The 13,385-nt window shown below is 69.8% G+C and carries 17 protein-coding genes; 11 read left to right on the plus strand and 6 right to left on the minus strand.

The annotated features are described in order from the left end of the window. Nucleotides 1–98: 98 nt before the first annotated feature. The gene (locus R6U01_RS06310) at nt 99–572 is read right to left on the minus strand and encodes a zinc ribbon domain-containing protein (protein ID WP_410285612.1); all 474 of its coding nucleotides are present in this window, start codon (nt 570–572) and stop codon (nt 99–101) included. 79 nt (nt 573–651) lie between these two features. Between R6U01_RS06310 and R6U01_RS06315 the strand changes: the two genes are divergently transcribed. Beyond that, on the plus strand, nt 652–798 hold the full coding sequence (locus R6U01_RS06315) for a hypothetical protein (protein WP_410285613.1): 147 nt from the start codon (nt 652–654) through the stop codon (nt 796–798). Nucleotides 799–866: 68 nt separating this feature from the next. After that, a complete protein-coding gene (locus R6U01_RS06320; protein WP_410285614.1) occupies nt 867–1,859 on the plus strand; it encodes an NAD-dependent epimerase/dehydratase family protein in 993 nt (330 codons plus the stop codon). Between the two features lie 39 nt (nt 1,860–1,898). Here R6U01_RS06320 and R6U01_RS06325 read toward each other — a convergent pair whose 3' ends face one another. After that, on the minus strand, nt 1,899–2,648 hold the full coding sequence (locus R6U01_RS06325) for a GNAT family N-acetyltransferase (RefSeq protein ID WP_410285615.1): 750 nt from the start codon (nt 2,646–2,648) through the stop codon (nt 1,899–1,901). A gap of 235 nt (nt 2,649–2,883) precedes the next feature. After that, complete coding sequence (locus tag R6U01_RS06330; protein WP_410285616.1) at nt 2,884–3,159, minus strand: cytochrome C oxidase subunit IV family protein; 276 nt, start codon at nt 3,157–3,159, stop codon at nt 2,884–2,886. 142 nt (nt 3,160–3,301) lie between these two features. On the opposite strand from R6U01_RS06330, the gene R6U01_RS06335 reads away from it, so the two are divergent. Further along, a complete protein-coding gene (locus R6U01_RS06335; protein ID WP_410285617.1) occupies nt 3,302–3,820 on the plus strand; it encodes a hypothetical protein in 519 nt (172 codons plus the stop codon). Between the two features lie 91 nt (nt 3,821–3,911). On the opposite strand, the gene R6U01_RS06340 is transcribed toward R6U01_RS06335, so the two are convergent. Next, on the minus strand, nt 3,912–4,451 hold the full coding sequence (locus R6U01_RS06340; protein WP_410285618.1) for a halocyanin domain-containing protein: 540 nt from the start codon (nt 4,449–4,451) through the stop codon (nt 3,912–3,914). Between the two features lie 149 nt (nt 4,452–4,600). Between R6U01_RS06340 and R6U01_RS06345 the strand changes: the two genes are divergently transcribed. The 4 genes from R6U01_RS06345 to R6U01_RS06360 all read left to right on the plus strand — a co-directional run bounded on the left by R6U01_RS06345 (nt 4,601) and on the right by R6U01_RS06360 (nt 7,960). Next, complete coding sequence (locus R6U01_RS06345; protein ID WP_410285619.1) at nt 4,601–5,191, plus strand: hypothetical protein; 591 nt, start codon at nt 4,601–4,603, stop codon at nt 5,189–5,191. Nucleotides 5,192–5,285: 94 nt separating this feature from the next. Next, nucleotides 5,286–6,473, plus strand: a complete 1,188-nt coding sequence (locus R6U01_RS06350) for a redox-regulated ATPase YchF (protein ID WP_410285620.1) — start codon at nt 5,286–5,288, stop codon at nt 6,471–6,473. A gap of 86 nt (nt 6,474–6,559) precedes the next feature. Beyond that, nucleotides 6,560–7,390 carry an amidohydrolase family protein gene (locus R6U01_RS06355; RefSeq protein ID WP_410285621.1) on the plus strand — a complete coding sequence of 277 codons (831 nt, stop codon included), beginning with the start codon at nt 6,560–6,562 and terminating at the stop codon, nt 7,388–7,390. A gap of 39 nt (nt 7,391–7,429) precedes the next feature. Then, complete coding sequence (locus R6U01_RS06360; protein WP_410285622.1) at nt 7,430–7,960, plus strand: DUF371 domain-containing protein; 531 nt, start codon at nt 7,430–7,432, stop codon at nt 7,958–7,960. A 109-nt stretch (nt 7,961–8,069) separates the two neighbouring features. On the opposite strand, the gene R6U01_RS06365 is transcribed toward R6U01_RS06360, so the two are convergent. Further along, nucleotides 8,070–8,669: an NUDIX hydrolase gene (locus R6U01_RS06365; RefSeq protein WP_410285623.1), complete on the minus strand. Its 600-nt coding sequence runs from the start codon at nt 8,667–8,669 to the stop codon at nt 8,070–8,072. Between the two features lie 177 nt (nt 8,670–8,846). On the opposite strand from R6U01_RS06365, the gene proS reads away from it, so the two are divergent. The 3 genes from proS (at nt 8,847) to R6U01_RS06380 (ending at nt 12,698) form a co-directional block, all read left to right on the plus strand. Next, nucleotides 8,847–10,322: a proline--tRNA ligase gene (gene proS / locus R6U01_RS06370; protein WP_410285624.1), complete on the plus strand. Its 1,476-nt coding sequence runs from the start codon at nt 8,847–8,849 to the stop codon at nt 10,320–10,322. Nucleotides 10,323–10,449: 127 nt separating this feature from the next. Further along, the gene (locus R6U01_RS06375; RefSeq protein WP_410285625.1) at nt 10,450–11,439 is read left to right on the plus strand and encodes a hypothetical protein; all 990 of its coding nucleotides are present in this window, start codon (nt 10,450–10,452) and stop codon (nt 11,437–11,439) included. 110 nt (nt 11,440–11,549) lie between these two features. Continuing rightward, nucleotides 11,550–12,698 carry a helix-turn-helix transcriptional regulator gene (locus tag R6U01_RS06380; protein WP_410285626.1) on the plus strand — a complete coding sequence of 383 codons (1,149 nt, stop codon included), beginning with the start codon at nt 11,550–11,552 and terminating at the stop codon, nt 12,696–12,698. A 60-nt stretch (nt 12,699–12,758) separates the two neighbouring features. On the opposite strand, the gene R6U01_RS06385 is transcribed toward R6U01_RS06380, so the two are convergent. Next, a complete protein-coding gene (locus tag R6U01_RS06385) occupies nt 12,759–12,902 on the minus strand; it encodes a rubrerythrin-like domain-containing protein (RefSeq protein WP_410285627.1) in 144 nt (47 codons plus the stop codon). Between the two features lie 159 nt (nt 12,903–13,061). On the opposite strand from R6U01_RS06385, the gene R6U01_RS06390 reads away from it, so the two are divergent. Further along, nucleotides 13,062–13,265 (plus strand): hypothetical protein, encoded by a 204-nt coding sequence (locus R6U01_RS06390; protein WP_410285628.1) that lies wholly within the window; start codon nt 13,062–13,064, stop codon nt 13,263–13,265. The last annotated feature ends 120 nt before the right edge of the window (nt 13,266–13,385 follow it).

Raw genomic sequence — 13,385 nt, forward strand, 5'->3', positions numbered from 1 at the left:
TCGCTGCCGCCGTCGTTTCCCCTTTTGAATCCCTCCGTCGTTTCCCCTTTTGAATCCGGCTGTGATCCGACGGCCCGCGTGTCGTTTCCGGGCCGAGCTCACTCGGAGACCGGCTCGGCACACCACTGACAGAAGTCGAACGACGGGTCGGTCTGGCGGCCGCAGTGCGGACACGACACCCGGTCCGGGCGGGCCTCGCTCTCGAGGCTCGTTCCGTCCGTCTGCGTCGCGGGGGCCGTCTGTTCCGTTGGGGCTCCGGGCGCTGCCCTCTCCGACGCCGTCCGTTCCTCGCGTTCGAGCTCCCGGTTGTTCCGGACCGCGAGGACGTACGCGTCGATCACGCTGGCGGCGACGACGACGAGGGCCGGCGCGACGTCGGCGACGGGCGGCGGATCGCCGGCGACGATCCCGTCCACCGCGGCGTCGGGGACGATGAACACGAGGGTCGCAGTCACCGCGACGTACCAGCCGAACGCGCGCCCCCAGCGCCGGAGGTAGGCGTGTCCGAGTCCCGAGACGACGAGCGCCAACAGGACGGCGAGCCACGGTCGACGGCGACTGTGGTCTGGCATAGCGCGGGGTACGAACCCGAAGCCCCTGTAACTGGCCCTCGCTCGGAGCGTTTATGTGGTCGAGACGCCGACGATATCTATGCTCGGACTCCCCGCCGGAGAGTTCCTGATCGGGGTCGGATACGCGGTGATCGGAGTCGGTACGTGGTTCCTCGGGCTCGGGATCGCGTACCTGCTCTACCGGCGCTGGCGCGGCGACGGGCCGCGCGCGAAGCAGGACGACTGAAACCGAACGGCCGGCCCGTCCCGTTCCGGTTCGGTCACGCTTTTGAGGACGCTGGCCCGAAGAGCGGTATGACAGACACGGCGCTCGTCATCGGCGGCACGCGGTTCATCGGCCGACACACCGTCTCGGATCTCCTCGAAAACGGGTACGAGGTGGCGATGCTGAACCGCGGGAACCACGAGAACCCCTTCGCCGCCGACGACCGCGTGACGCACGTCGAGGGCGACCGGACGAACGAGCGCGACCTCCGAGCGGCGAAGCTCTCCGCGGAGCCCGATATCGTGATCGACTGCGTCGCCTACCACCCCGACGACGTGGAGACCGCGGTCGACGTGTTCGCCGACGTCGACGGCTACGTGTACGTCTCGTCTGGGTCCAGCTACGCGGCCGAGGAGATTCCCAAGCGAGAGGGGGAGACGCCGCTGCGCCCGTGTTCGCCCGAACAGGCGACCGACGAGAGCATGGAGACGTACGGAAACCGGAAGGCCGAGGGGGACCGGGTCGTGTTCGACGCCGCGGAGGACGGGGTCAACGCGACCGCGGTGCGACCCTGCATCGTCTACGGGCCGTACGATTACACGGAGCGGCTCGACTACTGGATCGACCGCGTGCTCTCGCACGACCGCGTCGTCGTCCCGGGCGACGGCCAGAACCTCTGGCACCGCGCGTACGTCGAGGACGTGGCGAGCGCGCTGCGGATCGCCGCCGAGCGCGGCGACCCCGGCGCCGCCTACAACGTCGGTGACCGCCGGGCGCTCACCCTCGAGGAGACGCTGGAGACGATCGCCGAGGCCGCGGGCGTCGACTGCGAGGTCGTCCCGGCGAGCGCCGACGCGCTGGCGGCCGGCGGGCTCGAACCGGACGACTTCGTCCTCTACCGGGAGTACCCGCACCTGCTCGACACGTGCGCGCTCGCCGACCTCGGCTGGGAGTCGACGCCCGTCGACGAGGCGATGGCCCGGAGCGTCGCCGACCACCGGGACTCCGAGCGCGACGGGAGCGAGTGGGACCCCGGGCGGGAGGCCGAGGAGCGCGTGCTGGGCGTGAAGGAAACGCTGTAGGTCGGAGGAGGGCGTGCGTCGAATCGAGGACGGCGCGACTCAGTAGGCCGCGTCCCAGCGCGACGGTCTCCGGCGGTTGCCGCAGTCGCCGCACTCCATGCGGTCCATCGTGTCGATGGCGATGTCGGTCCCCTCGCAGTTCCCGCAGAAGTAGCCGTACCGCTGCTCGCGGTCGGGGTCGGCGTACGCGACGTAGAAGGGGCCTAACGAACCGCGCTCGTTCTCGTCGAACGCGACGTAGACCGTGTCGCCGGCGGCCGTCTCGACGGTGCCCTCGGAGATGCCTGTGAGCCGACTGACCTGCTTCCGGTACTCCCGCTCCTCGAACGTCTCCTCGCCGATCTCGACGCGTCGGTCGTCGACCAGCTCGTACCCCTCGCTCTCGTAGAAGGCGGTCCCGGCCTCGTTGGCGACGAGGACGCGCGCCTCGATGCGATCGACCTCTGCGTCCCGAAGCTCCTCCTCGAGGCGCTCGAGGAGGGCAGAGCCGATCCCGGACTCGCGGTGGTCCGGGTGGACGTGGAGCCAGTCGATCTCGCCGATCCGCTCGCGGCGTCCGACCACGTAGCTCTCAGCGAACCCGACCACGTCGTCGTCGACGACGGCGACGGGACAGACCGTCCGCTCGTCGTCGATGTCCGCGATGAGGTCGTCGGGGTCGTACCACTCGTCGACCGCCTCGGCGAGCAGCGACTCGTCGACCGCGTGGCCGTAGGACGCGAGCAGCGACTCGCGGGCGACTGCTCGGATCGCGTCGACGTCGTCTTCGGTAGCGTCGCGGAGTTGCATACGCTACCCTTCGCCCACGACTACAAAAAACACGATCGAACGTATCAGAACTGCCGCACTCGGTTCGTCGGACTCTCCAGAACCGATCGGAGGGGCGGTGAGTGGGGGGAGTAGAACGGTCGAGGTGAGGGACTGGAACGGACGAGGAGAGGGATCGGAGCGGGAGAAGCGAGGGATCGGAGCGGGAGAAGCGAGGGATCGGAGCGGGAGAAGACCCGCCAGAATACCGGCGACGTTACGAGATGGAGTACGTCGCCGCGGCCATCAGCAGCATCGTGAGCGCGAGCGCGAGCGCCATCACGTAGGTCAGCGAGCGGTTCTCCCACCGGAGGTGCTGGAAATACGCGACGATGAGAACCGTCTTGACCGCCGCGATCACCATCGTCCCACCGAACGCCTGCGCGTACGTGAAGTTGAGGAATTCGGCTTCGAAGAGGACGAAGTTCATCGCCGCCGCGACCAGAAGCGCGACGTAGATGGCCGTGTATAGTTTGAGCGAGTCGTCCGACATTGCTTGCGTTCCTCTTCGTCCGTGTGCTTAAAGAATTAACCATCCGACCCCCGTTCGACCGGCCGATCGCGGCCCGAGCGCCCGAAACGCCTATCCCGCCGACGTGCCGAACTCTCGCAGAGTACACCGCCGAGGCATCACCGTGGATCCGCTCAAACCGACAGACGACCTGCTCGAGTCGCTGTACGTCGTCAACAAGGTCGCAAAGCAGTTCGCAGACGAGGCGACCGCCGCCTACGACCGCGGCGACATCACCGAGAGTAACGTCCGGTCCGCTCGCAAAGACGCTCTCTACCGAACGAAATCGGCGGTCCTGTCGCGGATCGTCGCTCACGAGGACTCGGCGGTCACCGGCGAGTACCACGCCATCAACGGCGACGTCTGGCTGTTCCTCACGGTCGGCGACTGGCACTTCCACCAGCCACCGCGCGCCATCGGCGGTGACCTCGCGGACGAGGTCGACGTCGCGAACGCGCCCGAGGAGCCGATCGACGCCCCGTACGAGCGGGACTCGGCGGTCGAGCGCTCGGACCGGTCGCTGGAGGCGGCGCTCGAGGGGCTTGCGGCCGTAGGCGTCAACGCGAACGACCACCTCGCCCGGCCGACCGTGACGAGCGAACACGACCGCATCGTCGACGTGCGCTGGTCGTTCCTCCCGTGAGCCGCCCCTCGGTGCCGCCGCTCGTGAGGTCTGTGACGCGACGGCTCGGACGTTCGAAAAAGCGAGTCCCCCTCGGAAGCGGCGTCCGGCGTTAGCTCTCGACGACTTCGATGGCGCCGAGCATCCCGTTCCCCTGGTGAGGGGTACACACGTAGAGCTGGATGCCGGCGTTCTCGAAGGACTGCTCGAAGGTCTCTCCCTCCCCGTCGACGGCCTCGCCGCTGTCGAACTCGGACTCCGAGCCGTCCACGGAGGCGACGTTGTGGGCGCCGCCCTCGCCGGTCCACTCCCAGACGACGGTCGTCCCGGCGTCGATCCGGATCGCGGCGGGGTCGAACGCGAATCCGACGTCGCCGGCGCCGACGGCGACCGTGACCTCGTCCTGTCCGGTGTAATCGGCGATCGTGCCTTCGTACATCCGGGCGTCCGTGAGGTACTCGTCGATCTCGCTGGGAACGTCGTCGCTGGGCTCTCCGCCTCCGCCGTCGGAGCCGTCATCGCCGTCGGAGCCGTCATCGCCGTCGGAGCCGTCATCGCCGTCCCCACCGCCCGAACAGCCGGCGAGCGCCCCGATGGTAAGTGCGGCTCCAGTTCCAGCGACGTACCGCCGTCTACTCAGCTTATCAGACATCATATTCGATAGTCGTTCGAGCCTTACAAACCTCTTGATACTCCCCAGGCCAACGCAACGGCCGGAGGGGTTAAGTGGCTCCCCAGGGGCGCCGATCGCGACCGCGGCGTCGGCGGGTTTATTCCCTGGCGGCGCGGTGACCCGGACGTATGCGGGAGGACGAGCTGGCGACTGCAGTCGTCGATCACTACGCGGCCGTCCACGACGACCCGGAAGTCCGGCTGGAGGAGCCGTACGACGCCGAGGGACGACGCGGCGTCGTCGACGTCTACGTCCGGCTGCGGACGCCGGAGCGCGTCGACCACGTGATCGAGCTCAAGGGAGACGCCGCCGTGCGCCGCGCGACCGGCGCGAACGAGGTCCTGCGGCAGTACCGGCGCATGGAGCGGTACTTCCACGCCGACGAGCGCCACGCGATCCGGCCGAAGCTGGGGCGGACGGAGCCCGGCGCGCGATTCCTGCTGCTTTTCGCGCCCACGCCGACCTGCGTCCACCACGTCGCCACGCACCGGTCGCTGTACGGCTCGGTCGACGTCGCGGCCCGCGTCGACGACGTCCCGGCGGTCCGCACGGTCGCGTTCCTCACCGGGCTCGACGGCGACCCGGCGGATCTCGGGATGCTCTCGGTCAACGCCGACGCCCGATTCGGCTCCGAGGCGTTCCTCGATGCGGTGCCGCCCGACTCTCGACTCGCGGAGAGCCTCCGCGGCGTCGACGACGATCTGGTCGAGTTCCCGTGACGAGTCCCGGCGGCGGACGACGGAGACCACGGCGAACGCCGATCCCGGCGCGGGCGACCGAAAGGCGCTTTTCGCCGCGCCGCCACCCACGACCATGATCACGGTCGCGTTGGCGGGGAAGCCGAACGCCGGGAAGTCCACGTTGTACACGGCCGCGACGATGGCCGACGTCGACGTCGCGAACTACCCGTTCACGACCATCGACGCGAACCGGGGGGTCACGCACGTCCGGACGGAGTGCCCCTGTCTCGACCGCGAAGAGCGGTGCGGCAACGAGAACTGTCGCGACGGGAAGCGGTACGTCCCCGTCGAGCTCCTCGACGTGGCCGGGCTCGTCCCCGGCGCCCACGAGGGGAAGGGGCTCGGCAACCAGTTCCTCGACGAGCTGACGAACGCCGACGTCGTACTCAACGTCGTCGACGCCTCCGGGGCGACGAACGCGGAGGGCGAGCCGGTCGCGGTCGGCTCGCACGACCCCCTCGACGACGTGGACTTCGTCGAGGAGGAGATGGACCTGTGGCTCGCGGGGATCGTCGACCGGAACTGGGAGGGCGTCGAGCGGAAGTCCCGGTCGCCCGACTTCGACCTCGAGGCCTCGATCAGGGACCTGCTCACCGGGTTCGGCGCGACCGAGCACGACGTGACCGCGGTCCTCCGCGGGCTGGAGTACCCCGACGACCCGAAGGCGTGGACCGGCGACGACCGCGAGGCGCTCGCGCGGGCGATCCGCCGGCGCACCAAGCCGATCGTCGTCGTCGCGAACAAGGTCGACGCCGCGCCCGACGGCGCGCTCGACCGGATCCGCGACGGCACGGACAAGCCGGTGGTCCCGGCGACGGCCGACGGCGAACTCGGCCTCCGACGCGCGGCGGAGGCGGGCGTCGTCGACTACGACCCCGGGGACGGCGACTTCGAGATCGTCGGCGAGGTCTCGGACGGCCAGCGCATGGGGCTCGACGCGATCCGCGGCGTCATGCGGGAACACGGCGGAACGGGCGTTCAGACCGCGTTGAACGCCGCCGTCTACGACCTGCTCGACCGCATCACCGTCTACCCGGTGCAGGACGCCTCCAAGTGGACGGACGGGACGGGGAACGTCCTCCCGGACGCGTTCCTCCTCCCGTCGGGGGCGACGCCGCCGGACCTGGCGTACGCGGTCCACACCGACATCGGCGAGGGGTACCTCCACGCGGTCGACGCGCGCTCATCGCGTCGGATCGGCGAGAGCCACGAGCTGAGCGAGGGCGACGTGGTGAAGATCGTCTCGACTGCGGGGCCGTGAGCGGCGGGGCGACCCCGACCGGAGTTCCGCCGGCGAGGTGTGTGCGACCGACAGGCACATGCGGGTCCCCCGAGACGAGCCGGTAGATGCTCGGGCTGGAACACGACTTCCGGATCGTCGACACCCGCGCGACGCTGGACCCCGACGAGTCCTCGGTCGTCACGCACGGCCGGGACATCTCCCCCGAGCGGCTGGAACGCGAGATGCTGCAGGCGGGCGTGGTGCGCGCGGTCGCGAGTCCGGGTCGACGCGCTCCCGGACGGAGCTACCTCCGCGCGAACAACGCGGTCGCGCGGCTCTCGATCGACCGCCCGTTCGTCGCGTTCGCGCGACTCAACGGCCCGCGCGACGCGGGGGACGGACCCCTGTCGGCGGTGCGGAACCTGCGCGCCGAGCGCGACGACCACCACGCGCGGCCGGACGACGTCGAGCAGTACTCCTACGACGACCGCTTCCACGGGTTCACGCTCGCCCCGCACGTCGACGGGCTCCCGAACGAGGACGTGCTCGCCCGACTGGAGGCGGCCGACCTCCCCCTCGTCGTCCACGCCGGCAGGGAGTTCCCGCCCGCGGCGGTCGAGCGCGAACTGCTCGAGTACGACCTCCCGCTCGTGCTCGCGAGCTTCGGCGGGTACCCCCTCGACGCCGACCTGATGAACGAGACGCTCGACCTGCTCGACGAGCACGACCGGCTCTACGTCGACACGAGCGCCGTGCGCTACCGTGAAATCCTCGAACGCGGCGTCCTGGAACACCCCGACCGCGTCCTCTTCGGCTCCGGCGCGCCGGACGTCCACCCGAACGTCGGCGTGATGGAGGTGCTCACGCTCGACGTCTCCGAGGACCTGATGCGCCGCGTCTTCGCGAAGAACCCGGTTCGACTGATCCCCGCGCTCGCCGAGGGCGCGGACGCCTGAACCGACGCCGACTTGTCGCGGCGCCGCCGACCGGGACGTATGAGCGACGCCGAGGTCGACCCGGACGGAGACGAGGCCGCGCCCGATACCGACGCCGGTGGCGACGACCTCGTCGAGATCGTCCGGGCGACCGGCCACGAACACGTCACCGCCGAGCACGCGAGCACGTTCGAACTCACGACCGACGACTGGCTCACCCCCGCCGGCGACTGTATCATCGGCGTCGAGGCCGACCGGACGCCCCGCGATTTCTCGGCGGCGTTCCGGGAGGCGTGTCGAGACGCGGCGGCGACGATCACGGCGACTATCGCGGTCGGGGAGCCGGACGGCGAGGCGGTCGACCTCGCGGACCCGGCCCACGTCGACCGGATAGTCGGTCGGGGCGACCCGGCTCTCACCCTCCTCGACGACCGCTCGATGGTCGGACGGACGAGCGACTACACCGACGACGAGCGCACGATCTTCGTTGACGCCGACGGAGCGGCCGCCGACCTAAGCCGCGACCTCGTGGACGCGCTCGCGGCCGGCGCACCGGTGGCCCTCCGGCTGGACGTCGATACGACGGCGTGAAAACGGGGCTCCACGAGCGCGTCGCCTGTAATGTATCCCCCCTCACCGGCAGTGACGGCCGCTCGTGATCGCAGGCGGATGTCCCACGACGACTGCGGTGCGGTCGTATTTAGACCGGGAGCTCGGCGTCCGCCTCCACCACGCGGTCGACCTCCTCGGGCGCGCGCCAGTCGGTCGTCCGCTCCAGCAGCTGGACGACCATGCGGCCGGTCGCGCCCCAGACGGTGTAACCGTCGACGTGGAAGAAGTGGATCCGGTGGAGGCCGTAGGTCGGGTGGTCGCGCCGCTCTGACTCGTAATTCGCCGGATCGGTCAGCCCGCTCACCGGGAGGATCGCGACCTCCGCGACCTCCGACTCGTCGGGCACGTACTCGCGGTCGGGCGCGACGCCGACGAACGGCCGGATCCGGTAGTCGCTCGACGTCCGAGTGTCGTCGAGCCGCCCGAGGACGTCCACCTCCTCGGAGCGCATCCCGACCTCCTCCCACGCCTCGCGCAGCGCGGTGTCGGTCAGCGTGCGGTCCTCCGGCTCGCGGCCGCCCCCCGGGAAGCTCATCTGCCCGGGGTGTTTCCCGAGGTGGGACGCGCGCTTCGTGAACAGCAGGTGGGCCTCGCCGCCGCGTTCGAGGACGGGCGCGAGCACCGCCGCCTCGCGGCGCGCCCGTGTCACCTCCGCGGGCGTGTGCCGACGCAGCCCCGACAGGTCCATATCGGCCGTAGGCGGCCGGAGGGGGTTAACGTTTCTCCGCGTTCCGGCGATCTGAAACGAGCGCGGCGTCGCCCATCGGATGCGGACCGCGTCCGGCCTCGGACACCGGGCGAACTCCGCTGAACGACTCGTACGGCTTCGGACGTTTTAAGCCCGCGACCCACCCTTCACTGGACAATGAGCGACGACGGCCAGGAGCTCGGCATCACCGAGTCCAAGTCACACAACACCGGCGAGTGGTACGCCGAGGTCGTACAGAAGGCGGGGCTGGCGGACTACGGCCCCGAGGGGATGAGCGGGTTCATCGTCACTCGACCGCGTGCGTACGCCGTCTGGGAGCGCCTGCAGGCGTTCCTCGACGCGAAGTTCAAGAACACCGGCGTCCAGAACGCCTACTTCCCCCTCTTCATCCCCGAGTCGTACCTCGAGCGCGAGAAGGACATCGTCGAGGGGTTCGACCCCGAGGTGGCGTGGGTGACCGAGGCCGGCACGAGGGAGCTCGAGGAGCGGCTCGCGGTCCGGCCCACCTCCGAGTCGATCATCACGCCGTACATCAGCCAGTGGGTCCGGAGCCACCGCGACCTCCCGCTGCGCGTGAACCAGTGGTGCTCGGTCGTGCGCTGGGAGGCGACGGAGACGAAGCCCTTCTTCCGCACGAAGGAGTTCCTCTGGCAGGAGGGCCACACCGCGCACGCGACGGGCGAGGGCGCGTGGGCGGAGACGCTGACCCGACTCGACCAGTACGAGTCCGTCTACGAGGACCTGCTCGCGCTGCCCGTCCTGAAGGGGCAGAAGCCCGATCACGACAAGTTCCCCGGCGCGGACACGACGACTACCGTCGAGGCGCTGATGCCCGACGGGAAGTCGGTGCAGGCGGGCACCTCTCACCACCTCGGACAGTCGTTCGCGGAGGCGTTCGACATCACGTTCTCCGACGAGGACGAGGAGGAGCGGCTCGCGCACACGACCTCGTGGGGGCTCTCGTGGCGCGCGCTCGGCGCGCTGATCATGACGCACTCCGACGAGCAGGGGCTCGTGCTCCCGCCCGGCGTCGCCCCCGAGCAGGTCGTCGTCGTCCCGATCTGGCAGGAGGACACCAAAGACGACGTGTTAGCGTACGCCGAGGGCGTCGTCGACGACCTCGACGAGGCGGGCGTCCGCGTCGAACTTGACGACCGCGACGAGCGCAATCCCGGGTTCAAATTCAACGAACACGAACTCAACGGGGTCCCGCTCCGGATCGAGATCGGCCCCCACGAGGTGGAGGACGACGAGCTCACCCTCGTCCACCGCCCCGACGGCGAGAGCCTCGTCGAGGACCGCGAGGCGGTCGCCGAGACCGTCCGCGACCACCTCGACGAGGTGTACGCGAAGCTGTACGCGGCCACCGAGGAGACGCTCGACGGCGAGGTCCGCGAGGCCGAGGACCGCGCCGAGATCCTCGGCACGCTCGGACAGCACGGCGGCTACGTGAAGACGCCGTGGTGCGGCGACGAGGCCTGCGAGGAGCCGATCAAGGAGCCGATGGCCGCCGAGATCGTGATGGTCCCGTTCGAGGACGACGACCCCCTCGTCGACGGCGACGGGGAGGAGACGTGCGCCATCTGCGGCGAGGACGCGGAACGGACCGCTTACTTCGCGAAGTCGTACTGAACGGAGACGTCACCCGTTCCGGATCCGACACCGATCACGGACCCCGCTCCCGTCGTGCGTTTAATCCGCGTTGATCCGGGTTAACGGAGATCGGTTTATATACGGATACGTCGCTTACCGTCGGGTGATGAATCGAGGTATCGCGCTCCTCGTCGTCGTGATCGCGCTGGTCGGCGTCGCCGGAGTCGTCGCGGCCGGCCCCGTCGGGACGGCCGTCGCACAGGACGACCCGGTGGCGGCGAACGAGACGAGTGAGGGCAACGAGACGGAAGCGGCGAACGGGACCGATATCAGCCCCGGAGAGCAGTTCTCCGGCGTGATCGGGGTCCAACGGGCCGAGGTCACCGGCGAGGTCGAGTCGCGGGCGTTCGAGGTCGGACTCAATCGGACGGAGACCCCCGAAGCGCGGGCCGACTTGGTCGTCGAGCAGTTGAATCGGTCGGAGGAGCGGCTCGCCGAGGTCGAGCGCCGACAGCGCGAGCTCCGCGAGCGCCGTGACGCCGGCGAACTGACTCCGGGCGCGTTCGCCGCGCGGATGGCGGAGACGAGCGCCCGCGCCGAGACGGTCGAGCGCGAGGCGAATCGGAGCGCCGAGGTCGCCAGCGGCCTCCCCGAGTCGGTCAGAGCCGATCGCGGGCTGAGCGAGGAGCGACTCGGTCAGCTCCGCGAGCGGGCGGGCAACGCCAGCGGTCCCGAGGTCGCGGCCATCGCTCGCGGCGTCGCCGGCACCGGCGTGGGCGGCCCGCTGGCGTCCGATCGCCGCGGCCCGCCGGGCGACATGGGCGACGGACCGGGAGCAGGCGACGGACCGGAAGCGGGTGACGGGCCCTCGGAGCGCGGTAACGGAACGGACGACGACGCGACGAACGGGACCGACGAGGCGACGAACGCGGTCGGGACGTCGGACGATGCCGGGAACGACACGTCCGACCGCGGTGCGGACGACGGTGGGAACGAGACGTCTCCGGGAGACGGTTCCTCCGCCGCTGGCGGTGACGACCGCGGTAACGGGACCGCCGCCGGGAACGTCGCCGGCTCCACCGCCGACAGCCTCGTCGAACCGCTGACCGAGGGGGCCGACGTCGTCCGGCGGGTCCTCGGTGGCATCCATGGGTAGGCCGGCGTCGGTCCCGTCGCGTCACGCGACGGCCCTGACCGGTCGAAGCGCGGATCGCCCCTGCCTGCCAGATAGGAAGCGATTTACCGGAGCCTCGTAACTACACGTCCGTGCAGCGAACGGTACTCCTTCTCGTTGTCGTCGCGGTCGTCGCCGGCGCCGGCTTCGCGTCGATGGGCGCCGCACAGAGCGGCGCCGGTCTTCCGGCCGGTGGATTCGAACAGACGGACGTGAACCCCGACGACGTCCTGATAGAGGTCTCCGTCGAGCCCGACGGCGACGCGGTGTGGGAGACGGAGTACCGGGTTCGCCTCGCGAGCGACGACGAAGAGCAGGCGTTCGAGGACCTCCGCGCTGACGTGGAGTCGGACCCGGACGCGTACACCGGCCGGTTCGGCGACCGGATGCGCGCGACGGCGGACACCGCCGAGAACGCGACCGGACGCGACATGAACGTCTCGAACGTCACCGTGACGGCCGAGCGACGCGAGCTCCCGCAGTCGTACGGAGTCATCACGTACCGGTTCGAGTGGAGCAACTTCGCGGCGGTGGACGACGACCGGATCCTCGTCGGCGACGCGATCGACGCGCTGTTCCTCGACGAGGCCACGTCGCTCATCGTCTCGTGGGAGGACGGCTACCGGCTCGGCGAGGTCTCGCCGTCGCCGACGGAGACCCGCGATACCGCCGTCGTCTGGGAGGGACCGGTCGACTTCACCGAGGGCGAACCCCGCGTGACAGTCGAGCCCGACGGGCGCGCCGCCGGGCCGCTCCTGTTCGTCGCCCTCGGACTGCTGGTGGCGGTCGTCGCCGTGGTCGGCTACCGTCGTCGTCCGTGGGGCACGACGGCCTCGGAGGAGACGCCCGCGTCGACGGGGTCCGAGGCGACTGCCGAGGCCGACGACGCGGTCGCCGCGGGCGCAGCCGGAGCGGGCGCGGACGCCGCGTCCGGCGGCACAGACGGGTCGGCGGCCGACGCGGACGGGGAGGCCGGCGAGGCGGCGCCGCCGGTCGACGAGGACCTCCTGAGCAACGAGGAACAGGTGGTCCGGCTCATCGAGGACAACGGCGGTCGGATGAAGCAGAAGCGGGTCGCCGAGGAGCTGGACTGGACCGCCGCCAAGACGAGTCAGGTCGTGACCGGACTCCGCGACGAGGGCGACCTCGACGGGTTTCGGCTCGGCCGCGAGAACGTGCTCTCGCTGCCCGAGTACGACGCGGGTTCCGACGGCAGCGACGACTCCGACGGCGAAGAATAGCTGGCTCAGCGGTCGCTCTCGGTGCGGTGTTCCGGATTCCTCATCTCTCGCTCCGCCGGGTCACAGGTCTCGCGAGCGGCCGATGTGGCAGAGCTCGCCGCCGCAGTCGCAGGTGCCGCCCGACTCCGTGCGCGTCCCACATTCGAAACATTCGTACAGTTCTTGGCCCTTCGTTTGTGTTTGCGGTCGCATATCGAACGACATGACACCGGTAATTATAACGACGGTCCTATTATTGTTTATATACTACACAAGTCAGTGCGCGACCCCGATGACAAACGATCACATTCGACGTGGACTGCACGGCGAGAAAAACGGGCACCGACCCGGTCCCTTTTTTAACCGAATCGGCGTAGGGCGCGTATGGAGATCGGCTTCACCTTCGGGGCGAACGCGCCGACCGGCGTCTTCGCTCTTCACGCCGCAGTGGCCGCGTTCTTCCTGTACATCGGAGCGGTGAACGCGGCAGCCGGCGAATCACTGGGCGTCCTCTTGAACGGTCTCGTCGGCGTGCTGCTCGTCGCCGCGGGCGTCGTGACGGCGCGGATCGCCGAGCGACGGATCTGAGTCGCCGGCCGTTCGCGGTGTCACGATCGGTTCACGCCCGGTTCGGAACCCGCTCAGGGTTCGTCGAAAACCGCGTCTGATCCGCGAAAGAGTCGTGACAACAGAAGAGCCGGAGGAGGG

It is taken from the genome of Halorubrum sp. (assembly GCF_046498025.1).
Classification (GTDB): Archaea; Halobacteriota; Halobacteria; order Halobacteriales; family Haloferacaceae; genus Halorubrum.

Bases quoted from the DNA above. Each gene is read 5' to 3' on its own strand.
- R6U01_RS06310 (WP_410285612.1), bottom strand. From the start codon at position 572: ATGCCAGACCACAGTCGCCGTCGACCGTGGCTCGCCGTCCTGTTGGCG.
- R6U01_RS06315 (WP_410285613.1), top strand. From the start codon at position 652: ATGCTCGGACTCCCCGCCGGAGAGTTCCTGATCGGGGTCGGATACGCG.
- R6U01_RS06320 (WP_410285614.1), top strand. From the start codon at position 867: ATGACAGACACGGCGCTCGTCATCGGCGGCACGCGGTTCATCGGCCGA.
- R6U01_RS06325 (WP_410285615.1), bottom strand. From the start codon at position 2,648: ATGCAACTCCGCGACGCTACCGAAGACGACGTCGACGCGATCCGAGCA.
- R6U01_RS06330 (WP_410285616.1), bottom strand. From the start codon at position 3,159: ATGTCGGACGACTCGCTCAAACTATACACGGCCATCTACGTCGCGCTT.
- R6U01_RS06340 (WP_410285618.1), bottom strand. From the start codon at position 4,451: ATGTCTGATAAGCTGAGTAGACGGCGGTACGTCGCTGGAACTGGAGCC.
- R6U01_RS06345 (WP_410285619.1), top strand. From the start codon at position 4,601: ATGCGGGAGGACGAGCTGGCGACTGCAGTCGTCGATCACTACGCGGCC.
- R6U01_RS06350 (WP_410285620.1), top strand. From the start codon at position 5,286: ATGATCACGGTCGCGTTGGCGGGGAAGCCGAACGCCGGGAAGTCCACG.
- R6U01_RS06355 (WP_410285621.1), top strand. From the start codon at position 6,560: ATGCTCGGGCTGGAACACGACTTCCGGATCGTCGACACCCGCGCGACG.
- R6U01_RS06360 (WP_410285622.1), top strand. From the start codon at position 7,430: ATGAGCGACGCCGAGGTCGACCCGGACGGAGACGAGGCCGCGCCCGAT.
- R6U01_RS06365 (WP_410285623.1), bottom strand. From the start codon at position 8,669: ATGGACCTGTCGGGGCTGCGTCGGCACACGCCCGCGGAGGTGACACGG.
- proS (WP_410285624.1), top strand. From the start codon at position 8,847: ATGAGCGACGACGGCCAGGAGCTCGGCATCACCGAGTCCAAGTCACAC.
- R6U01_RS06375 (WP_410285625.1), top strand. From the start codon at position 10,450: ATGAATCGAGGTATCGCGCTCCTCGTCGTCGTGATCGCGCTGGTCGGC.
- R6U01_RS06385 (WP_410285627.1), bottom strand. From the start codon at position 12,902: ATGTCGTTCGATATGCGACCGCAAACACAAACGAAGGGCCAAGAACTG.
- R6U01_RS06390 (WP_410285628.1), top strand. From the start codon at position 13,062: ATGGAGATCGGCTTCACCTTCGGGGCGAACGCGCCGACCGGCGTCTTC.